The 19,988-nt window shown below is 72.6% G+C and carries 20 protein-coding genes; 7 read left to right on the top strand and 13 right to left on the bottom strand.

The features are described 5' to 3' along the window. Positions 1 to 84 precede the first annotated feature (84 nt). The 4 genes from AC1DQF_RS09350 to AC1DQF_RS09365 all read right to left on the bottom strand — a co-directional run bounded on the left by AC1DQF_RS09350 (position 85) and on the right by AC1DQF_RS09365 (position 3,973). On the bottom strand, positions 85 to 927 hold the full coding sequence (locus AC1DQF_RS09350) for a class II glutamine amidotransferase (RefSeq protein WP_477524950.1): 843 nt from the start codon (positions 925 to 927) through the stop codon (positions 85 to 87). Between the two features lie 88 nt (positions 928 to 1,015). Next, positions 1,016 to 2,230 carry a cation:proton antiporter gene (locus AC1DQF_RS09355; RefSeq protein WP_477524951.1) on the bottom strand — a complete coding sequence of 405 codons (1,215 nt, stop codon included), beginning with the start codon at positions 2,228 to 2,230 and terminating at the stop codon, positions 1,016 to 1,018. Between the two features lie 89 nt (positions 2,231 to 2,319). Then, the gene (locus AC1DQF_RS09360; RefSeq protein ID WP_477524952.1) at positions 2,320 to 2,994 is read right to left on the bottom strand and encodes an ion channel; all 675 of its coding nucleotides are present in this window, start codon (positions 2,992 to 2,994) and stop codon (positions 2,320 to 2,322) included. A 4-nt stretch (positions 2,995 to 2,998) separates the two neighbouring features. Then, positions 2,999 to 3,973, bottom strand: a complete 975-nt coding sequence (locus AC1DQF_RS09365; RefSeq protein WP_477524953.1) for a YhjD/YihY/BrkB family envelope integrity protein — start codon at positions 3,971 to 3,973, stop codon at positions 2,999 to 3,001. 310 nt (positions 3,974 to 4,283) lie between these two features. Here AC1DQF_RS09365 and AC1DQF_RS09370 point away from each other — a divergent pair, with 310 nt between their 5' ends. After that, complete coding sequence (locus AC1DQF_RS09370; RefSeq protein ID WP_477524954.1) at positions 4,284 to 6,896, top strand: helix-turn-helix transcriptional regulator; 2,613 nt, start codon at positions 4,284 to 4,286, stop codon at positions 6,894 to 6,896. A 24-nt stretch (positions 6,897 to 6,920) separates the two neighbouring features. Here the strand turns inward: AC1DQF_RS09370 and AC1DQF_RS09375 are convergent, their stop codons facing one another. The 7 genes from AC1DQF_RS09375 to AC1DQF_RS09405 form a co-directional block, all read right to left on the bottom strand. Next, entirely contained in the window at positions 6,921 to 8,282 is a 1,362-nt protein-coding gene (locus tag AC1DQF_RS09375) for a hypothetical protein (RefSeq protein WP_477524955.1), read from the bottom strand. 29 nt (positions 8,283 to 8,311) lie between these two features. Further along, entirely contained in the window at positions 8,312 to 8,803 is a 492-nt protein-coding gene (locus AC1DQF_RS09380) for a DUF7144 family membrane protein (protein ID WP_477524956.1), read from the bottom strand. An 11-nt stretch (positions 8,804 to 8,814) separates the two neighbouring features. Beyond that, positions 8,815 to 9,375 carry an RDD family protein gene (locus AC1DQF_RS09385; RefSeq protein WP_477524957.1) on the bottom strand — a complete coding sequence of 187 codons (561 nt, stop codon included), beginning with the start codon at positions 9,373 to 9,375 and terminating at the stop codon, positions 8,815 to 8,817. Continuing rightward, positions 9,372 to 9,872 carry a hypothetical protein gene (locus AC1DQF_RS09390; protein WP_477524958.1) on the bottom strand — a complete coding sequence of 167 codons (501 nt, stop codon included), beginning with the start codon at positions 9,870 to 9,872 and terminating at the stop codon, positions 9,372 to 9,374. The genes AC1DQF_RS09385 and AC1DQF_RS09390 overlap by 4 nt, the downstream gene beginning before the upstream one ends. A 14-nt stretch (positions 9,873 to 9,886) precedes the next feature. Then, positions 9,887 to 10,189 (bottom strand): SHOCT domain-containing protein, encoded by a 303-nt coding sequence (locus AC1DQF_RS09395; RefSeq protein WP_477524959.1) that lies wholly within the window; start codon positions 10,187 to 10,189, stop codon positions 9,887 to 9,889. Positions 10,190 to 10,203: 14 nt separating this feature from the next. Then, on the bottom strand, positions 10,204 to 10,647 hold the full coding sequence (locus tag AC1DQF_RS09400) for a DUF6325 family protein (protein WP_477524960.1): 444 nt from the start codon (positions 10,645 to 10,647) through the stop codon (positions 10,204 to 10,206). 69 nt (positions 10,648 to 10,716) lie between these two features. Next, the gene (locus AC1DQF_RS09405) at positions 10,717 to 11,340 is read right to left on the bottom strand and encodes a hypothetical protein (RefSeq protein ID WP_477524961.1); all 624 of its coding nucleotides are present in this window, start codon (positions 11,338 to 11,340) and stop codon (positions 10,717 to 10,719) included. Between the two features lie 172 nt (positions 11,341 to 11,512). On the opposite strand from AC1DQF_RS09405, the gene gad reads away from it, so the two are divergent. The 4 genes from gad to AC1DQF_RS09425 all read left to right on the top strand — a co-directional run bounded on the left by gad (position 11,513) and on the right by AC1DQF_RS09425 (position 16,353). Next, positions 11,513 to 12,901 (top strand): glutamate decarboxylase, encoded by a 1,389-nt coding sequence (gene gad, locus AC1DQF_RS09410; protein WP_477524962.1) that lies wholly within the window; start codon positions 11,513 to 11,515, stop codon positions 12,899 to 12,901. 110 nt (positions 12,902 to 13,011) lie between these two features. Next, entirely contained in the window at positions 13,012 to 14,748 is a 1,737-nt protein-coding gene (locus tag AC1DQF_RS09415; protein WP_477524963.1) for a GAF domain-containing SpoIIE family protein phosphatase, read from the top strand. Between the two features lie 53 nt (positions 14,749 to 14,801). After that, a complete protein-coding gene (locus AC1DQF_RS09420; protein ID WP_477524964.1) occupies positions 14,802 to 15,980 on the top strand; it encodes a hypothetical protein in 1,179 nt (392 codons plus the stop codon). Positions 15,981 to 16,071: 91 nt separating this feature from the next. Beyond that, entirely contained in the window at positions 16,072 to 16,353 is a 282-nt protein-coding gene (locus AC1DQF_RS09425) for a DUF7218 family protein (RefSeq protein ID WP_477524965.1), read from the top strand. 216 nt (positions 16,354 to 16,569) lie between these two features. On the opposite strand, the gene AC1DQF_RS09430 is transcribed toward AC1DQF_RS09425, so the two are convergent. Beyond that, complete coding sequence (locus AC1DQF_RS09430; RefSeq protein WP_477524966.1) at positions 16,570 to 17,310, bottom strand: ABC transporter permease; 741 nt, start codon at positions 17,308 to 17,310, stop codon at positions 16,570 to 16,572. Between the two features lie 125 nt (positions 17,311 to 17,435). On the opposite strand from AC1DQF_RS09430, the gene AC1DQF_RS09435 reads away from it, so the two are divergent. Both AC1DQF_RS09435 and AC1DQF_RS09440 read left to right on the top strand, forming a co-directional pair. After that, positions 17,436 to 18,911: a S8 family serine peptidase gene (locus tag AC1DQF_RS09435; protein ID WP_477524967.1), complete on the top strand. Its 1,476-nt coding sequence runs from the start codon at positions 17,436 to 17,438 to the stop codon at positions 18,909 to 18,911. 114 nt (positions 18,912 to 19,025) lie between these two features. Next, positions 19,026 to 19,199, top strand: coding sequence for a CsbD family protein (locus AC1DQF_RS09440; protein ID WP_477524968.1), 174 nt, complete (start codon positions 19,026 to 19,028; stop codon positions 19,197 to 19,199). 96 nt (positions 19,200 to 19,295) lie between these two features. On the opposite strand, the gene AC1DQF_RS09445 is transcribed toward AC1DQF_RS09440, so the two are convergent. Continuing rightward, on the bottom strand, positions 19,296 to 19,961 hold the full coding sequence (locus AC1DQF_RS09445; RefSeq protein ID WP_477524969.1) for an HAD family hydrolase: 666 nt from the start codon (positions 19,959 to 19,961) through the stop codon (positions 19,296 to 19,298). Positions 19,962 to 19,988 lie beyond the last annotated feature (27 nt).

The following is a 19,988-nucleotide window of genomic DNA, read 5'->3' on the forward strand; positions in this document are numbered from 1 at the left end:
CCTCCACCCCGACGGTGGGGACCGGCGGGGCGGTCTGCGGTGGCGTCCAGTGGACTGCGGGGCACACGGCGGATACGCCCCAGGTCAGACGGCGGGCTGCAGTGCGGTCGGCGTGAAGGGGACCTGCTCCTGCTGACCGCCACGGATGACGACGCACGTCGACTCGGGAACCTCGAGCCAGGCACCCTGGAGGTTGCCGAGGGGTTCGGAGACCACCATCCGGGCGTCGTCCGAGAGGCCACGCAGCAGGGGGTTGTCGGGGTACTGCTCGCGCAGCGTGTGGACGTCTGCGTTGTGGAACAGCGACCGGGACCGGCCCTCGCTGGAGTAGCGGAAGGCGTAGAAGGACTCTCCGTCGGTGGTGGCGACGGTCATCTGCATCGGGAAGTTCTCACCGTTGCGGCGCCCGACGTCCTCGATCAGGCCGACCGCCCGGCTCACCGCACCGATGGCGTCGGTCTCGAGACCGAACGTCAGCGCCAGGTAGAAGAACACCTCCGTGTCGGTCGAGCCCTCGATGTCGGCGAAGAGCGACGGGTCGACCGCCATCGACAGCTCGCGCTTGTAGCGGTGGAAGCCGCTGATCATGCCGTTGTGCATGAAGAGCCACTTCCCGCGACGGAACGGGTGGCAGTTGGTCTCCTGGACGGGCGACCCGGTCGACGCGCGGATGTGGGCCAGGACGCAGCCCGACGTGATGTGCCCGGCGAGCTCGTGCAGGTTGCGGTCGTTCCATGCCGGCTCCGTGCTCCGGAAGACGCCGGGGGTAGGTCGGTCGCCGTACCAACCGAGTCCGAACCCGTCCCCGTTGGTGGCCTCCGCTCCCATCGTCGAGCTCATGCTCTGGACGATCAGGGAGTGCTCGGGTCGGTACAGCAGGTCCTCGATGAGGATCGGCGATCCGGTGTAGGCGAGCCATCGGCACATGGGGGCTTCCTCCTGGTCAGGGTGCGTCCTCCCATTGGAGACGCCGTGTCCCGGCGGGGCATCACCCGGCACGGATGACCCGCTCGACTCAGCCGGGACCACGGGCTCCCGGGGCGTCTCTGGACTGCTCCTCGCCGAACCACGTCGCGAGCGGTCCGGCGCTGAACCCGTGGGCGACGACGCTCATCAGGACGGTGACGCCGATGAGTGCGATCACCTCGTCCGCCTCCCCGCCGAGCTCCTCGAGGGCGAGCAGGGCGAAGACCAGGGAGGCGAGGCCGCGCGGCCCGAACCAACCCATGAACAGGACGGTCGGCCGGTCCAGGCCCGCGCCGACGGTGCAGAGCGCGACCGGGAGCATGCGCACCAGCGTCAGGCTCAGCACGGCGTACAGGACGATGTCGAGGTTGATCCGGTCGACGATGATCGGCAGGGCGATGACGCCGAAGCTGAGCCAGGTCAGCAACGACACCAGGCTGCCGGCCTGCTCGAGGAACACCAGCTCCGCGCTGCTCCGTCGTCCCGCGGTGGCGCCGAACGCGAGCCCGCCGCAGAACGCCGCGATGAAGCCGTTGCCGTGCAGCGCCACCGAGGCGGTGTAGGCCATCACCGCCAGCGCCAGGACGGTGATGCCCACGAAGCCCTCGGCCGCCCAGCCGCCGTCGCGGGCGACGCGGACGAGGGCGCCACCCGCCAGGCCGAGCGCGACGCCCACGAGCGCTCCCACCGCGAGCTCGACCAGGGCGGACCCGAGACCGGGTGCACCGGACACCCCCTCGGCCGTGGCAGCCCCGGCCAGGGCGAACACGACCACGGGCGTGGCGATCCCGTCGTTGAGGCCGCTCTCGACGGTGAGCAACCGGCGGATCCTCGGGGGCACGTGCGGGTTGGTCACCACGGCCTGCCCGAGCGCGGCATCGGTGGGTGCCAGCGCGGCCGCGACCAGCAGGGCGAGCCACGTCCCGAGCGACGGGAAGAGCCAGTGGGCCAGCGCCCATCCCCCGAGGATCGTCAGGGGCAGCCCGATCGCCAGGAGCCGCAGGTACTGGCTGGCGTCGTCGCGCAGCTCGTGCACCCGGACACCGGCCGCGTCGGCGAAGAGCACCCAGACCAGAGCCAGCTCCACCAGCGGCTTGAGGGTCTCGGGCGCGGACGGTGAGTCGAGGACCCCGAAGGCCGCCAGGAGTCCTCCCACGGTGACGAAGACGACAGGTGCAGTGAGGTCCGCCCGCTCCAGGCGGCGGGAGACCAGCCCCCAGGCGAAGACCGTGGCCATGACGACCAGCACGGAGGTCTCACCCATGACGTCTCCCGTGTGGTCGGCTCCGGACCGAGTCTCCGGCGTGGGGCGCGACCATGGATCATCCGACGGGGATGACTGGCGGCCGCGCGTCACCCGGCTTCCGGGTCACCGCTCCGGGCGGGCGACGACCTCGGGGGTCGCTGACGGGGGCCGAGCGCGCTCATCACCTTGGCCACGATCGTGACCAGGAAGAGCTGACCGAGGAACATCTCGCTGACGGCGAGCGTCTGGCCCGGGTTGCCGACGGGCACGAAGTTGCCGTAGCCGGTCGTGGTCAGGGTCGTGAAGCTGAAGAACAACGCCTCGGCGGTCGTCGGGTCGCCCTCGGAGCCGAAGAAGGGGCCGGCCTGCACCACGCCGGCGAGCTGGTAGCAGAAGCCGTAGACCATGCCGATCATCGCGTAGCTGGCCACGGCCCCCCACAGGGTCTCCCGGTCCACCTGGGGCCGCCGGGCGATGTGGCGCAGGATGGCCACCGGGACGAAGACGTACAACAGCGTGCCGGCCGCCAGGACGACCGTCGGCTCCGAGACCAGTGATGCGACCAGGGCCGTGATCGCGGTCGCGGCGAGGAGTGGCACCACGAGGAGTCGGGTCGGGCGCTGTGCCCGCGCCGTCACCAGGGCGAACCAGGCGGTGGCGACCTGCAGCAACACCCCCAGTGGCTGTCCCTGGGCGCCCGCGGAGCTGCTGACGACGAAGGTGAGGGCCACCAGGACCAGGACGACGCTGTACGTCCGCGGGACCAGGACGCGGCGGGCCATGCGGCTACCCCGACCTCTCGACGGCCGGCGGCCGCCGGCCACCGCGGCTGGTCGTGCCGATCGCGTCCGTCTCGCCGCGGACCCACTGGCCGAACGCGCCCTCGTCGGTGGCGACCACCTGCCCGACGACGGCGGTGACCAACCAGATGAAGGCCAGGGCGTAGAGGCAGGCCAGGTAGGTGAAGGCGACACCGATGGATCCGTAGCGACCGGCGCTCGACTCGAGGGCACGGGGCACCCACGCGGCGGCGGCGGGGCGGACGAACGCCATGACCACGGCGACCAGCGCGGCGCCGGGGAGCAGCAGACGGACACCGACCTGGCGCGAGAGCAGGACCCACGGCACGAACACCCCGAGGGCGAGACTCACGAGGAACGCCAGCACCATCGCCCACATCCCGCGAGGTGGCTGTTCGGCCAGCCGGCGGGTGAGCGTCAACGTCACCGTGACCGCCAGCGCCAGCGCCACCACGGCCGCGAGCCACCGCCATGCCGAGCCCAGCGTCGAGGTCGGGCGCGGCAGGGACCAGACCGCGGCGAAGGCTCGCGTCAGGGCGCGGGACAGGCTGGTCGCCGACACCAGGACGAAGAGCACGCCCGCGACGCCGAAGCTGGCGCTCTCCGACCCGTTCATCGCCTGGTCCAGGACGCTCTGGGCGCGCGCCGGCATGCCGGTGGCGTCCCCGAGCGACGTGCTGTCCGGGCCCAGCCACGTCGCCGCCATCAGCAGGATCGGGAAGATCGAGGTGAAGAACTGGGCCGCGATCGTCATGGACCGGTCGAAGAGCTCGATGCGCGCGAAGCTCGTGGTGCTCGCCGTGAGCACCCGCCCCGGCCAGCGCGAGAACGCCCGCTCGACCCACGCCCCGATCCGGGGCGGGAGGTGACCGGAGGCAGCGTCGATGAACTGCCGCGTCGGGTCCGGCGACGCCTCACGCTCCACGACGTGCAGCCTGGGTCCCTGGGGTTCACTGCTCACCTGATCGGCCCGTCCTCGATGCTCGACACCAGTGGACGGCGTCCCGAACGGCACGGTCATCATCCCGTCCGGACGAGGAAGGACGATCGCGCGACGGGCGCCGTGACGTCCTACCCATACGCGTGGGACCAAAGACCCTGCCCCCGATGGTGTGCCTCATCGAGCCTCGAATCAGGGTCTCTGGGTCGACAGCCCCTGCCCTACCGCACGAAGGAGCGCCATGGACGCCGCTGCAGGCAGAGGCACGACCGACCCGGTGTCGTTGCGGGACCACGGCCTTGCTGCGCGGGGGTCGACCCCGGTGGGGTCCGTGTTGCGCCCGCGTCTGGTCGAGCTGCTGGACGACGCCGTGGCCGCGAGCACCCTGACGCTGGTGAGCGCGCCCGCCGGGGCCGGCAAGACCGTCCTGCTGTCCGGCTGGCTGGCGACCGGGCGGGTGCCGGGGCCCCTGCTGCGGGTGTCGGCCCAGCGGACGGACGACGCTGGTACCGGCTTCTGGGACGACGTGACCGCCTGGCTGCTGACCGAGGGAGGTGGCCCCAGGGACCGGCTCCGGTCGGGACCCGCCCCCGACATCCAGCACCTGGGTGACCTGACGCGCAGCGTCGCCGCGCGGAGCGGCCCGGTCGTGCTGGTGGTGGAGGAGGAGGTCCCGGACGCCGCCCTGCACGGCGAGCTCGACCAGTACATGGAGGAGGCGTGGGACAGCCTCCGGGTCGTCCTGCTCACCCGCTCCGAACCCGCGCTCCCGCTCCACCGCTACCGCCTGGCCGGAGGGCTCGCCGAGATCACGGGCGACGACCTGCGCCTGGTCCGCATGGAGGCGGCCGAGCTGCTCCTCGGGGAGGGGATCTCCCTGACCGAGGCCCAGCTGACGGTCCTCCTCGACAAGACCCGCGGGTGGGCGGCCGGCCTCGCGTTCGCCGCGGCCCACCTCCGCGGCTCCGCCGACACCGACGCGGCGCTGGCCGGGTTCACCGGTGCCGAGCCGGCCCTGAGCGACTACCTGGCCAGGGAGGTCCTGGACGCCCAGCCTCCGGACCTGCGCGAGCTCATGTTGCGCACGAGCGTCCCCGACGAGCTGCCGATCGGCCTGTTCGAGGCCCTCAGCGGCCGACTGGACGGGCGGGGGGCGATGGGACTCCTGGCCAGCTCCAACGCCTTCATGGGCTGTGTCCCGGGGACCCCGACCACGTACGAGTACCAGCCGTTGTTCCGCGACTTCCTGCGCGACCGCCTGAGGGCCGAGCGTCCCGACCTCCTCGCCGGACTGCACGGCCTCGCTGCACGGTGGTGGGCCCACTGCGGCAACCTGCACGAGTCCACGGTGCACGCCGCAGCGGCGGGGCTGTGGAGCGATGCCGCGGCCTACCTCGTCGAGAACCTGGCGGTTGGCCAGATGCTCGACGCTCGTCTCGACACGTCGGTGGCCGCCATCTTCGAGGCGATGCCGGCGACGACGCAGGGAGGCCAGGCAGCGATCGTGCGCTCCGCCCTCGCGTTGCGGGCCGGCGGCGTGACCGAGGCCAGGGCCGCGCTGGCGGACGCTCGCACCCGGCTGTCGCGCGACGGGTCCGCCACGTCGGCCGACGCCTTCTCGGTGGAGCTGCTCGAGGCCGCCCTCGCGGCGGCCGAGCACGACACCGAGCACGGGCTCGAGGCGCTGCGGGTCGCCGAGCGGCACCTGACCACCCTGCTGCCGTCCGAGCCGGACCTCCGCCCGGAGCTCCGACGCCAGATGGCCCTCCTCCGGTCCGGTCTCCTCATGTGGAGCGGGAACCTGTACGAGGCGAAGGCCGCGTCACTCGACGCCGCCGACTCCGGCGGCCATCGGCGTGGAGAGCTCGCACTCACTGCTCTCACCCGGGGAGCACTGCTGGCGGTCGTCCTCGGCGACGCCGGCGAGGCGTCGGTCCTCCTGCAGCAGGTGGACGAGCGCGTGGCCGACCTCCCCGCCCGGTCGGGCTCGCCCGCCGCCTGCGCCTCGGTCGCCCGCGCGTGGTTGCTGACCGAGAGGTCCCACGTGCGGGCCGCGCGCCAGGAGGTCGCACAGGCGGACCTGCGCAGAGCACTGCTCGACCCGGTCACCGACGTCCTGCTCGACGTCGTCCGGGCCCGCCTGCTGCACGCCAACGGGGAGTTCGCCGGATCGCGCGCCACGCTGGCCACGGCCCGAGCGTCCCTCGCCCAGCGGGAGGCTCCCGCGTGGGTCTCGGACTGGATCGACCTCACCGCGGCCGTCCACGCCGCCGCCGAGGGAGGCCTCACCACGGAGGAGCCGGACGGTCGCATCTCCCTGGAGATGGCGTCGTGGCACGGCGACCCGCCGCTCGAGCTGCAGGTCAGCGTGGCCCTTGACGACGCCGGCTTCTGGCTCCGCGCGGGCGACGAGACCTCGGCCGTCTCCCTGGTCACCCAGGCCCTGGGCCTGGCCTGCCCGCAGCAGATGCGGCGGCCCTTCACCGAGGCTCCTCCGGCCGTCCGACAGCTCCTGCGCGCCCACGACGAGCTCCAGGTCGCCCACCCGTGGTTGGTGAGCACCGACCCGGTGGGCCGCCCGGGCGGCGATGCGCCGAACCCCGGACGCGTCCCCGGACGATCCGGTGGTGCGGGGGTCCGACGGCGGTTGCCCGCGCTCGAGTCGCGCGGGATCTCCCGGCCCCTCGTGGTGGAGCCGCTGACCAGCAAGGAGCTGGAGGTCCTGGGCTACCTCAACGACCTCGCCACCACCGCCGAGATCGGCGCCGCGATGTTCATCTCCGTCAACACGGTGCGCACCCACGTGCGCAACCTGCTGCGCAAGCTGGGCGCTGACCGGCGCAACGACGCCGTACGTCGTGCCTGGGAGCTCGGGCTGCTCGCCGACCCCCACGGCACCGACGCCACGAGCGTCACGGGGCTCGGCGGCGGGCGCAGCGCCTGACCACTGGCGGCGGGTCTCCCGACCTCAGGCGACCGGCACGTCCGTGGGCGCATCGGTCGGCGCGTCCGCCGCGACGGCGGGCCGACTGATCAGCTCCACCAGCCCGACGCCCACCAGCACCCCGACGGCCGTCCAGACGACGACCGCTGCCGTGGGCTGCGACCAGAAGAGGAGCACGAGGCCGCCCAGCAGCACCACCGCGGCCCGCAGGACACGCTTGTGCTCGCCCGTCCACAGACCCACCCTGCCGGTCTGGACCCCGTGCGCCTCGGCGCTGTCGCGGACCCCTCCGATCCCGTGGCTGAGGACCTCCCGGGTCCGCACGGCCGTCGGGGACCGGCCCGTCAGGAACGCGCCCAGCGCCACGACGAGGCCCAGCATCGCGACAGCACGCAGACCCGTGCGCAGGAAGCGCACGAGGGTGTCGAAGACGGAGCGGGCGGCGTCGGAGGGCAGCACGTCGGACGGCACGGCGTCGAGGTAGAGGAGCCGGGCCACCGCGAGTCCCACCCCCAGCAGCACCATGCCCACGACGAACCCGAGGCTCCCGGCGATCAGGGCCCGGCGACGGGAACGGGCGGCGTACACGCCGAGAGCGAGGAGGGTGAGCGAGACGATCGGGAGCCAGAAGCCGAGCGTGTCGAGCAGGCTGTAGAAGCGCTGGGCCTTCGTCACCGCGTCGGAGGTGACGAGAACGAACGAGGTGTCGATCTCCGGGATCTTGTCGGCCGCCGTGTAGCCCGAGTCGACGAGGCGTTGCTTCACCTGGGCCACGATCGGGGCCAGGTTGATCGTCACCTCGTCGCCCTGCGCCGTCACGGCGCCGCCCTGGTCCCCGGAGAGCAGTCGCACCACCGCCGTGTGGGCGGTGCGGTTGGCCTGCACCCAGGCCTGCGCGAACTGGTCGCTGGCGACCACCTTGTCCACCGAGGAGCGGACGAAGCTCTCGATGCCGTTGGTCAACGGCACCGAGAGCGCCCTCAGCCCGGCGACCGCCCGGGGGGACAGGTCCTGCTGGGCCAGACCGTCGACGACGTCGGAGGTCAGCGTGGGCACGTCGAGCTTCTCGAGCACCACCGTGCTCACCTGGTCGGCCACGGCCGCCTGGACCGCCGGATCGTCCGCCAGGGGGGCCACCGTCGCGACGTACCGGTCGGCGTCGGAGATCTGCCGGTCGGCCCAGACGGCCGTCACCGCCAGAGGCGCCAGGACGCACGCGACGACGATCAGGACGGCCGACACCACCGTCCGCCACCGCTGGTGGGGCTCTCCTGCCGGTGGGGCGGACGCGGTCGCTGCCAGCTCGGCCTCGAGCCCCGCGACCCGCTGACGGAGGCGCTGCAGCTCAGCGTCGTCGCCGCGCGTGCCGGCCTGGTCGTCGGTCATGGCATCGTCCCGCCCCGTCGGATCAGGACTCAGGAGTTCCAGCCGCGGGCGTCCCGCATCTCCTTGCCGTGGACGGTGACGGCCCAGATGACCAGCACGTCCATGACGATCATGATCGTGGACCAGATCGGGTACGCCGACAGGAACGCGATGTTGAGGATCGCGCTGCCGAACGCGAACAGCACGCAGACGACCCGCGCCCACATCTGTCCGGCCAGCAGCGCTCCACCGGCCACCGCGATGAGGATGCCGGCGATCAGGTGCACCCAGCCCCACGTCGTGTAGTCGACGTGGACGACGAGGTCGTTCTTGCCCACCAGGTAGTACTCGTCGCGGAAGAGGCCGACGAGCCCCTGGATCGCGTGCAGCGCGCCCAGCAACATCATCATCATGCTTGCGAAGGCGATCCATCCCACCCACAGGGTGGGGCTCTCCACCCAGTCCTCGGAGCCCGCGCCCGGCGTGCCTTGAGCCGACCTGGAGCGAGTGTGGGACGAGACACCGGCGTTGCGATCAGACATGGTCAGTCCTTTCAAAGGGTCCCACCAGCGTGGTCCCGACGGACCGCCGCAGCCTCATCCTCCGGGGATGACCGCGGCGCCGGGACCTCCACCGCGGTCGGGTGGGGGATCCAGTCGTAGACCACTCGCGTGCCCAGGAAGAGGTCCTGCAGCGACCGGTTGGTGCGGCTCCACCCGCACCACAGCAGCCCGATCGGGACGAACGCGCAGAATCCCGCCCGCACCAGCGCGGTCCAGAGGCGGGGCCGACGACCACGTCGGTCCACGACGCTCAGTCCCATGACGTGACAGCCGTAGGTGCGGCCCGTCAGGGCCCAGCAGGCGGTCAGGTAGAGCACGCTCACGCCCCAGGCCAGCGCCAGGCTGAACAGCAGGTCGGCGGCGCGGAAGGAGAAGCCCCGCGGATCGATCATGAAGAGCAGCCCGTTCAGCCCGAGGTAGGCCGACACCAGGACGAGGCCGACCACGGCCGAGTCGACGACGGCAGCGATCGAGCGTGTGACCAGTCCCGCGTTGCGGCCCTGGAAGGCGCGTGCCTCCAGGGGTACCGCGGAGAGCGGCGGCTGGCTCACGTGACGCCGTCCGCCCTCGGCTCCGGCACGGGGCGGTGACGACCACGCAGGCGGAGCCGATCGACAGCGCGCGCGATCGCCTCGTCACCCGAGACGCTCTGCATGCGGACCCCGCGCACGGTGCTGGAGGCGACGGAGCCCGTGGAGTCACGGATGATGGCCGGCAGGTCTATCTCGGCGATGACGGTCTCGACCAGCGCCACCAGGTCCAGCCGGTCGGTGACGGCGTCGATGTCCAGGCGCCGGGCGACCGCGTCGACGTCCAGGCGCCCGGCCACCGCGTCGACGTCCAGACGGCGGGCGATGGCGTCCACGTCGAGGTCGGCCACGAGGCTGTCCAGGTCGACCACCTGGGCCACCAGCGGCGTCAGGTCCACCCGTTTCCCGACCTCGTCCAGCAACCGCCCGCCGGCCCACTGGGCCGCTGCCTCCGTGGCGCGCAGGACCGCGCCGGGCCCGGGGAGGGCGTGGAACGCGGCCCGCGCCGTTGCGAGCATGTCGTCTCCTGCCCTCACAGACCGAGGATCTTGGCCTTCTGGGCCGCGAACTCGGAGTCGGTCAGGATGCCCCGGTCCTTGAGGTCGCCGAGCTCACTGAGCTGCTGGAGCGGGTCGGCCGCCGGCTCTGCCGGTGCCGGGGCGGCCTGGGGAGGCGGGTCGGCGTACTGCTGGTACGCCTGCTGCTGTTGGGCGGCGGTCGCGGCGTCCCGGTCGGCGAACTTCGCGGCCTGTCGTCGCTGGACGCGACCGCTGACCGAGCTGGCCGTCCCCGCGATCACCGCGGTGCGGGCCACGCCCCTGAGTAGTCCTGGCATCGTGCTCCTCCTCCTCAGGCCAGCTCGAGCGCGTCGAGGGCCTCGGCCACGTCCGCGGCCGGAATCCGTTGGCTGGCGATCACCTCGCCACCGCTGCTTTGCGCGGCGGCTACGAAGGGGATGGCCCAGCTGTTCTCGTAGATGATCAGGGCGGCCACCGTGTCGGGCTCCATGGCTGCGGCGGCCTCCGCCATGTCGGAGTCGCTGATCAGGCCCGAGCGGGCACCGGCGAACCAGCTGAAGCTGCCGGCACCGGAGGCCGGGTCGGTCAGCTCGAGCACGTCGATGGCACCGTCGCTGGCCTTGCTGATGACCGTCAGGTCATAGAGCCTCACGGTCCCCTGCTCGACCAGGTCGCGCAGGGCTGCGCCTGCCTCCCCGGTGAGTCCGCTGCGCGGGAACTCCATGAGCAGGAAGTCCACGGGCCCGTGGACGTCGGTGTCTGCGGCGGTGTTCACGTTGCCTCCTGGGCTGGTGTCGGCGGTCGGCATCCGCCACGAGACTGCTCCGACCGGGCCCCGTCGACCTCATCCCTTCCGGGTGAGATCGCCGCTGCGGGTGACATCGCTCCGCAGCAGCAGCACCGCGGCCACGAGGAACGCCAGCGCGCCGACGGCCGTGCCCGCGTTCGCCACCGCGACCCGGGTCGCCGAGTCGGCACCCGGCACGACGTACGCCGCGAGGGCCGCGACGCCGAAGGCGACGCACCCCGCGAGGTTCAGGGCGGCCATCGCACCGTCCACCGTGGCCGGAGGCCGGGCCAGCAACCGGCCCGCCACCACCACGTAGGCCAGGCATCCGGAGACGAGGAAGCACACCGACCCGAAGGCATCCGGGCGCCAGACGAGCTGGTCGTAGTCCGTCGAGCCCAGGGACGTGCTGAGCGCCCGGAGGGTGGAGACGTTGAAGAACACCGTGCCCGCCAGCTGCACGCCGCTGCTCCACAGGTCGGTCGCGGTGTGCGCCGACGCCTTGGTGTCGACCCACTGGACGCTCGCGGCGGCGGTGAAGAACAACGAGCCGACGAAGAAGACGGCCGCGTCGATCCCGGGACCGACGAGGTCGACGAAGCCGGGCAGGGGGCCGACGAGGAAGCAGGTCGACCCCACGATGAAGAGGGCCGCCGTCCAGCCCTGTCGGGACCACCTCACGTTCGGCCTCCCTCGCCCGCGCCCTGCTCGCGCCGCGAGTGGACCACGAAGGCCACGCCCGGCTGATCATCCACCATGGGTGATGCGCCCGGCGTGGTCGCGCACGGACGGTGGATGGTGGCCGACGACACCCGGCCACCCGCTCGATGCGGGCTCATCCGAAGGGGACACCATGGCCGTGTGGACGAAGCCGGACCAACCCGCGCCCGACCTGACCGTCGTGCCGCGCTTCACCCGGGCGGGCATGGTGAACGTCCCGCGGGACCGGCTCCCCGACGGGCCGATGCTCCCGCAGACGGCCTACCAGGTGGTCCTGGACGAGGTGATGCTGGACGGCAACGCACGGTTCAACCTGGCCACCTTCGTGACGACCTGGATGGATGACGAGGCCGACAGGCTGTACGCCGCGACGGTCGACAAGAACATGGTGGACAAGGACGAGTACCCGCAGACCGCCGAGATCGAGTCCCGGTGCGTCCGGATGCTCGCGGACCTGTGGCACGCCCCGGACGCCGCCACCAGCGTCGGCACCTCGACCACCGGGAGCTCCGAGGGGTGCATGCTCGCCGGGATGGCCCTCAAGCGCCGCTGGCAGACCGCCCGCCGGGCGGCGGGCGAGTCGACCGAGCGGCCCAACATCATCATGGGCGCCAACGTCCAGGTCGTGTGGGAGAAGTTCGCCAACTACTGGGAGGTCGAGCCGCGCTACGTGCCCCTGGAGGGCGACGTCCTGCACCTCACCGCGGACCACCTGCTGGAGTACGTCGACGAGAACACCATCGGCGTGGTCGCGGTCCTCGGCTCCACCATGGACGGGAGCTACGAGCCGGTGGAGGAGATCTGTGCCGTCCTCGACGACTACGAGAAGAGCAGCGGCATCTCGGTCCCGGTGCACGTCGACGCCGCCTCCGGAGGCTTCATCGCCCCCTTCCTGCAGCCCGCCCTGGTGTGGGACTTCCGGCTTCCCCGCGTGGTCTCGATCCAGGCCTCGGGACACAAGTTCGGGCTGGTGTACCCCGGGGTCGGCTGGGTGCTGTGGCGCGACACCGAGCACCTGCCCGAGGACCTCGTCTTCCACGTGAACTACCTCGGGGGCGACATGCCCACCTTCGCCCTGAACTTCTCGCGTCCCGGCGCCCAGGTGGTCCTGCAGTACTACCAGTTCCTGCGACTCGGCAGGGAGGGCTACCGCGAGGTCCAGCAGTCCTGCCAGGACGTCGCTCGCCACATCGGCGACGCCCTGCGCGCGATGCCCGAGTACGACGTGATCACCGACGGCAGTGAGCTGCCCGTGGTGACCTTCAGCGTCAATGCCGAGGTCACCAAGTTCGACGTCTTCGACATGTCCCGCAAGCTCCGCGAGCGCGGCTGGCTGGTGCCCGCCTACACGATGCCCCCGAACCGGGAGGACCTGGCGGTGCTGCGCATCGTGGTGCGCAACGGCTTCAGCCACGACATGGCCGAGCTCTTCCTGCGGGACCTCTCGGTCGCGACCGAGTGGATGGACGACCTGTCCGCCCCGATGCCGCGGGAGGACCAGCCGAGCGGCTTCCACCACTGACCTCGGGTCGTCGTCACCCAGTCGGGTGAGCCTGCGGCAAACCAGCCCCGTCGACACCGGTGCTGGCCTACGCTCTCGACGTCGACCGCTCGGGAGATGGGAGCAGGCCGGTGCCCGCGCAGGACCCAGGCGACATTGCCGACCCCTCCTTCGACCGGTATGCCCGGCTCGTCCGGCACACGCTCGGCGTGCCCGTGGCGCTGGTGTCGATCGTCGAGGCCAGGCGCCAGGTCTTCCCCGGCGCCGCCGGGCTGCCGGAGAGCTACCAGCGCTCGCGCCAGACCCCGCTGTCGCACTCCTTCTGCCAGTACGTCGTCGCCGACGGGGCGCCGCTCGTCATCGCCGACGCACGCGTCGACCCGAGGCTGCGCGACAACCGCGCGATCGAGGACCTCGACGTCATCGCCTACGCCGGCTGGCCGCTGCGCGACCACGCGGGACGCGTCATCGGGTCGTTGTGCGCGATCGACGCCGAGCCGCGGGAGTGGACGGCCCACGACCTCGAGCTGCTGGAGGACCTGGCCGCGGCCTGCTCGGCCGAGATCGCCCAGCGCGAGCTCCGGCGCCTGGCCGACGAGGGCATCGACTACGCCACCCAGCTGGTGTGGCGGGCCAACGTGCTGCTCAAGCTCAGCCAGGCCCTCACCGACACCCGCACGGTGACCGACGTCGCGACCGCGCTCGAGGACGTCGCCCGCGAGCACCTCGGGTGCCACCACGCCGTGCTGTGGCTGCACTCGGCCGCCGCAACGCTCGACGCCTTCGGCGAGCTCGGGGAGGACCACGACGAGCGAGGGGACCGCATGCTGCTCGTCGAGAGCAGGCGCGAGTGGGCACGGGCCCGGCAGTTCAAGGACGTGCCGGCCGACTCCACCACCCCGCTCGGAGACGTCTTCCACGCTCGCAAGCCCCTGTTCTTCAGCGGACCCGACGAGCAGAACCTCGCCTATCCCGCGGTCGGCACCACGAGCGCAACCGGCGTCGCCCGGGTCTTCGAGCCGCTGGGCGTCGAGGGACGGGTCTTCGGCGTCCTGGGTCTGCTGTGGCCCGAGGAGCGGACCTTCACCGACGACGACCGGGTCACCATCTCGGCGCTCGCGTCGTACACCGCCTCGGCCGTCCAGCGGGCGCTGCTCCTCGAGGAGCGCGTCGAGACCGCACGCATCCTCCAGAGCGCCCTGCTCACCACCCTGCCGGAGGTGCCGGGGCTCCGGCTGGCCGCCCGCTACCGCCCGGCCGCCGCCCGCGAGCAGGTGGGCGGGGACTGGTACGACGCCCTGCTGATGGCGGACGGGACGACGTCGCTGGTGATCGGCGACGTGGTCGGCCACGACATGAAGGCGGCCGCCGACATGGGCCAGCTCCGGACCGCACTGCGGGCCCACCTGCAGGCCGGCGACGGGTCCCCCTCGTCGACCGTCGAGCAGCTGGACCGGTCACTCGAGTCACTGGGCATCGAGGCCCTCGCGACCCTCGTGGTGGCGCGGGTGGAGGACGGCCGGGTCCGGTGGACCAACGCCGGGCACCCACCACCCCTGCTCATCGAGCCTGCGGGCGGCACCCGGTGGCTCGAGACGGAGATCTCGCCGCTGGTCGGCCTGGCGCCGGACGTCGAGCGCCCCGAGGGCGACGTGCGGATGGAACCCGGCTCGACCCTGCTCTTCTACACCGACGGGCTGGTGGAGCGCCGGGGTGAGGACCTCGACGACGGCCTGGCCCGCCTGGCCCGGTCGGCGAGCGCGCGCCACCACCTCCCGACGAGGCGACTGGTCGACGCGATCCTCGACGACCTGCTCGTGGGGCAGCTGAAGGACGACGTCGCCTTGCTGGCCGTGCACCTGGTCTGAGGACCGTCCGTCGGGCGGGTCGCGACGTCGGTGGGGCGCCGTACGCTCGCGGCGTGAGCAACGCGAGGTGGGATCGCCGGCCCGTGCGCCGCGTGTCCGCCAGCGCCGTCGGGATCCTGGCCGGCGCCCTGGTGCTCGGTTCCTGCTCGTCGCAGGTCGACCCGGAATGGACGGCCGTGTCGCTGCCCGTCCCCGACGGCAGACCCGGCCGGATCGCGGTGCGCGACGCGGTCCACTGCGGCGACCGCTGGTGGGCCGTCGGCGGCGTGGTGCTGGACCAGCCGAGCGAGACCCAGGACGCCCGCCCCGCTGTGTGGGGCTCCACCGACGGCAGGTCCTGGGAGGCCCTGCCGATCACCGCGACGACCTACTGGGGACGCCGAGCAGTCCTGGCGGGGGTCTCCTGCTCGGGCGACGCGGTCGTGGCGATCGGCGCCCGCTCCGGGGGCGCCCACGGCAACCCCCGGGTCACCACGTTCTTCGAGAGGGACGGCGGGCTCGACGACCAACTCGCCCCCTTCAACCTGTATGGCGGCGCCACCGCGACCAACGTGGGTCCGGTCACGGGCGCAGCCCCGGGTTGGCTGGTCACGGGCAACCGGACCAGCGGTCCGGCCGTGTGGCACTCCACCGACGGCCGCGACTTCACGATCGAGGAGGGCGTGCCGGGCCTGGCCGACGAGGAGGGCCTCACCTCCCTCGCCCAGGCCGCGGCCTGGGACGGCGGGCAGTGGGTGGTCGTGGGCGGTGGCAACGCCACGGGCACCCTGGACCGGGAGCCCGTGGAGTGGACCTCCCCCGACGCCCGCACCTGGGAGCGGGGCGACGTGCCCGGCAGCGACGACTTCGACGACCTCGAGCGGGTGGTGGCCACCGACGACGGGCTCGTCGCGCTGGGCCTCCGGGGGGACTCCTTCGGCGCGTGGCTCCGCGACGACGACGGGTGGGAGATGGCGTCCACCTTCGGCTCGCTCCCCGACGACGCCCGCAGCAGCCCCTTCGCGGCGTCGCTGGTCGATGGCGGACGTGGGCTGTGGGCCACGACCAGCGACGGGGCGGCGTACGCGCTCTGGCACAGCGACGACGGCGACGAGTGGAGCCCGGTCTCCCTGCCGGCCGCTCCGCCACGGACCGCGGGCGAGCACGTGCTCGCCGTCGCGGCGCACGACGACCAGGTGCTGCTGCTGTCCGACGACGGCGACCACGGCCGGGCGTGGCTCTCGACGCGGTGACGTGGGTGGGGCGGTGACTCACCACCCCTAGGCCGGTGGTGTTGCGGCCCGGCCGGTGTCAGGCTCGGTCGGTCAGCGACGAGGAGGACCGATGGCCGAGAAGAAGCAGGACCAGGACCCGGGGCCGAGCGTCAAGGACCCCGAGGTCTACGAAGCGCTGCGCGACGAGGGGGCCAGCAAGGAGAAGGCCGCGCGGATCGCCAACGCCGCGGCCGCACAGGGCCGCACGAAGGTCGGGGAGCGCGGTGGCGGCGCCTCCGACTACGAGGACCGCACGGTCGAGGAGCTGCGCCGCCGGGCGGCCGAGCTCGACATCGAGGGCCGGTCGTCGATGAGCAAGGCCGAGCTCATCGACGCGCTCCGGCACCACTGAGCGCAACGGTGGGCCGCGCGCTGGGACCTGAGTCACCCACTGACTCAGCTCGCACCGCGCGCGACGCCAGCCCCGGCGCTGGGACCTGAGTCACCCACTGACTCAGCTCGCACCGCGCGCGACGCCAGCCCCGCCGCTGGGACCTGAGTCACCCAGTGACTCAGCTTGCACCGCGCGCGAAGACAGCCCGGGTGCGCCCGATCCGCGGGCCGGACCTCAGGTGTCGGCGGCCACGACGACGTACGGCGCCCGGCCCGCGAGCCGGGTCACGACCACCGCCGTGGTGAGCATGGTGAGGGCGATCGCGGCCAGCACGACCAGCTGGAACTGGGCCGCCACCACGGGCGTGGCGCCGCCGAACAGGGCCCCCACGAAGGCGCCCGGCAGGGTGACGAGACCGGTGGAACGGGTCTGGTCGAGGGTCGGCAGGAGTGCCTCCCGCGCGGCGGTGCGACCGACGTCGTCGTAGGCCTGGGTGGGGGTGGCGCCGAGCGAGAGCCACGCCTCGACCTCGTCGCGGCGCGCCCGCGCGTCACGCAGGAAGGTGCGGCCCGAGAGGGTCGCGGCACTCATGGCGTTGCCGATGACGATGCCGCCGACCGCGACGACGTACCGTGCATCGAGCTCGACGAGGCGCAGCCCGAAGACCAGGACCAGCGAGCCGCTGGCCCCGGCGACCACGCCCACCAGCGCGATGCGGCGCGCGCCCGGCAGCCCGGCCAGCCGGCCCCCGGCCGTCCACGTCGCCGTCGTCACCATGAGCAGCACGAAGAGGGCGACCGTCCACGGCACCGCGAGCACGCCCCGCAGGATCAGCGCCACGGCCGCCAGCTGGACGCTCGCCCGCAGGATGGCGGTCAGGGGCAGCCAGCCGAGCGGGACCCGGGCGACGCGGGCCAGGACGAGCGTCGTCAGGGCGACGACCAGCAACCCCAGGCCCCACCACACGTGCTCCACGCGAGGCATCCTCCCCCACCCGGCGTGACCCGGCGCACACCCGCTCGTTGGGCCCCACATCGCCTCGTGACCCGACCGACCGGGTCGCACCGCATCGACGCGACGAGGCGTGGAGGGATTCGATCGTGCGGATCAACACCACATGGGCGAGGAGCCTGGCCGTCGGCGCCGTCGCCCTCGTCGCCACCACCGGCCTCACGGTCCCGACGTCCGCCACCGCGGCGGAGTCCGGGGACCGTGCCGACCTGTCGTCCCAGCTCGTCACCCAGCTCGCCGGCCTGGACGCCGGCGCACCCACCGCGGTGATGGTGCACGGCGCCACCCTGCAGCAGGCGCGGGACGCCGTCGCCGCGACCGGCATGACGGCGGTGACCAGCTTCGACGCGATCGGCGTGGTCGTCGCCACGGGCACCGGCAGCCAGGTGCAGGCGGTGCGCTCGCAGCCCGGCGTGACCTACGTCGAGGGCAACCAGGGGATCGACCTGTTCCAGGACAGCAGCAACACGGCCACCCGTGGCTACGAGGCGACCCAGACGCTCACCGGGGCCGACGGGCAGAAGCTCACCGGCCACGGCGTGAGCGTCGCGGTCATCGACTCCGGCGTCGACCCCACCCACCCGTACTTCAAGGAGGCCGACGGCAGCAGCGCCGTGGTCGCCAACCTCAAGACGCTCTGCGACCCGCTCGAGGCGTTCTGCTCGGTGCAGCGGGTGCCCACCTCCGTCGACACCGACACCCTCTCGGCGGGCGGCCACGGCACCCACGTCAACGGCATCGTGGCCGGCAACCCCGTCACCCTCAGCAGCGGCAAGAAGCTCCAGGGCGCCGCTCCCGGGGCGAGGCTGGTGTCCGTCTCCACCGGTGCCGGTCTCTTCATCATCGGTGCCGACGCGGCGCTCAACTGGGTCCTCGAGAACCACGACGCCCCCTGCGGCGCGGGCGTCCCGGCGGCGCAGTGCCCGCCGATCAAGGTCACCAACAACTCCTACGGTCCCACCGGCGGCGGCGCGTTCGACCCCGAGTCGGCGACGGTCAAGCTCCAGCGGGCGCTGGCGGCCGAGGGCGTCGTGACCGTGTGGGCGAACGGCAACGACGGCGGCGACGGCTCGGAGAGCCTCTCCAACCCGCCCGGCATGGACCCGACGGGCGGCATCATCTCGGTGGCCTCCTACTACGACCAAGACACCGGCACCCGCGAGGGCACCGTGTCGGACTTCAGCTCGCGAGGCCACGCCGGCGACCAGTCGACGTACCCCGACATCTCGGCGCCCGGCGAGAACATCACCTCGTCGTGCCGGCTCTACCTGGCCATCTGCTCGACGGGCCTGGCCCCGGAGAACGGCCCCGGCCCGCTCGACGTGGGCACGTTCAACACGATCAGCGGTACGTCGATGGCGGCGCCCCACATCGCCGGCATCGTCGCCCAGCTCTTCCAGGCCAACCCGGCCGCGACGCCGGCCGAGGTGGAGGCCGCCCTCAAGACGACGGCCCACAAGTTCACCGACGGTGCGGCCTACGAGCCGGGCCCGCTCGGGACGACGTCGTACGACAAGGGCTACGGCCTCGTCGACGTGGTCGCGGCGGCGCAAGCCGTGCGTTGACCGGTCCGAGCCCGGAGGCCCACCCCGAGGGGTGTTGGCCGACGCGGTGCCGGGTGGCAGGTTCGAGGGCAGCCCGGCCCGTCCGGGAACCAGCGTGCGAACGAGGTGTGTGTCATGGGTCTTGACGACAAGATCAAGAACGCGGCCGAGGACCTGACCGGCAAGGGCAAGGAAGCCACCGGCAAGGCGACCGACAACGACCGCATGGAGGCCGAGGGCAAGAACGACCAGGCCAAGTCGGACGTGAAGCAGGCCGGCGAGAAGGTCAAGGACGCGTTCAAGCACTGACCCCGCAGGGGCAGACGCCGTCCACGGACGGCAGCGAGGGACATCGATGGGGGTCGGTGTCCCTCGTGGCATTTCCCCCGTCGCTCCGCGCGGGCCTCAGCGACGCGCCGGACGTACGAGCTCCTCCCAGTCCAGCCCGACGAGGTCCGCCGGCGCCTCGACCACCAGGGCGGCGCCCGCCTCCTCGAGCTCGGACCGCGCGTAGCCGCCGGTGAGCACGGCCACGCACGCCAGGCCGATGCGGGAGGCCGCCTCGACGTCGTACGGCGTGTCCCCGACCAGGACCGCCCGCTGACCCGACACCCGGTCCAGGGCGACGCCGAGGATGTCGGCGTCGGGCTTGGAGTCCTCGGCGTCGTCCGACGACGTCACCGCCGCCACCTCGTCGGCGATGTCCAGCAGCCGCACGGCCTCGTGGCTGAAGCGCTCGGCGCCCGAGGACGCCAGCACCACGACGAGGCCGCGCTGGTGGAGGTCGACGACCAGGTCCCGGGCGCCCGGGAGCGGGGTGACCTCGTCGACCAGTGCGGCGTACTCCTCCTCCCAGCGCTCACGGAGCGCGTCTCCGTGGTCGGCCTCGACCCGGTCGCCCGCGACCTCGGCGACCAGCTTGTCCCCGCCCATCCCGATGGAGCGGTGGATGCGCCACAGCGGTACGTCGACGTGGTGGCGGGCGAAGGCCCGGTGCCACGCGATGGCGTGGTGGTAGGTCGAGTCGACGAGCGTGCCGTCGATGTCCAGGAGCACGACCGGGGTATCCATGTCCCGACGGTAGCCAGCCCCCGAGGT

The sequence above is a fragment of the Nocardioides sp. P4_G4 genome (genome assembly GCF_056401085.1).

Excerpts from the sequence above, each read along its gene's own strand:
- AC1DQF_RS09445 (WP_477524969.1), bottom strand. The coding sequence starts at position 19,961 with ATGGATACCCCGGTCGTGCTCCTGGACATCGACGGCACGCTCGTCGAC.
- AC1DQF_RS09355 (WP_477524951.1), bottom strand. The coding sequence starts at position 2,230 with ATGGGTGAGACCTCCGTGCTGGTCGTCATGGCCACGGTCTTCGCCTGG.
- AC1DQF_RS09395 (WP_477524959.1), bottom strand. The coding sequence starts at position 10,189 with ATGCCAGGACTACTCAGGGGCGTGGCCCGCACCGCGGTGATCGCGGGG.
- AC1DQF_RS09390 (WP_477524958.1), bottom strand. The coding sequence starts at position 9,872 with ATGCTCGCAACGGCGCGGGCCGCGTTCCACGCCCTCCCCGGGCCCGGC.
- AC1DQF_RS09425 (WP_477524965.1), top strand. The coding sequence starts at position 16,072 with ATGGCCGAGAAGAAGCAGGACCAGGACCCGGGGCCGAGCGTCAAGGAC.
- gad (WP_477524962.1), top strand. The coding sequence starts at position 11,513 with ATGGCCGTGTGGACGAAGCCGGACCAACCCGCGCCCGACCTGACCGTC.
- AC1DQF_RS09375 (WP_477524955.1), bottom strand. The coding sequence starts at position 8,282 with ATGACCGACGACCAGGCCGGCACGCGCGGCGACGACGCTGAGCTGCAG.
- AC1DQF_RS09380 (WP_477524956.1), bottom strand. The coding sequence starts at position 8,803 with ATGTCTGATCGCAACGCCGGTGTCTCGTCCCACACTCGCTCCAGGTCG.
- AC1DQF_RS09350 (WP_477524950.1), bottom strand. The coding sequence starts at position 927 with ATGTGCCGATGGCTCGCCTACACCGGATCGCCGATCCTCATCGAGGAC.
- AC1DQF_RS09360 (WP_477524952.1), bottom strand. The coding sequence starts at position 2,994 with ATGGCCCGCCGCGTCCTGGTCCCGCGGACGTACAGCGTCGTCCTGGTC.
- AC1DQF_RS09440 (WP_477524968.1), top strand. The coding sequence starts at position 19,026 with ATGGGTCTTGACGACAAGATCAAGAACGCGGCCGAGGACCTGACCGGC.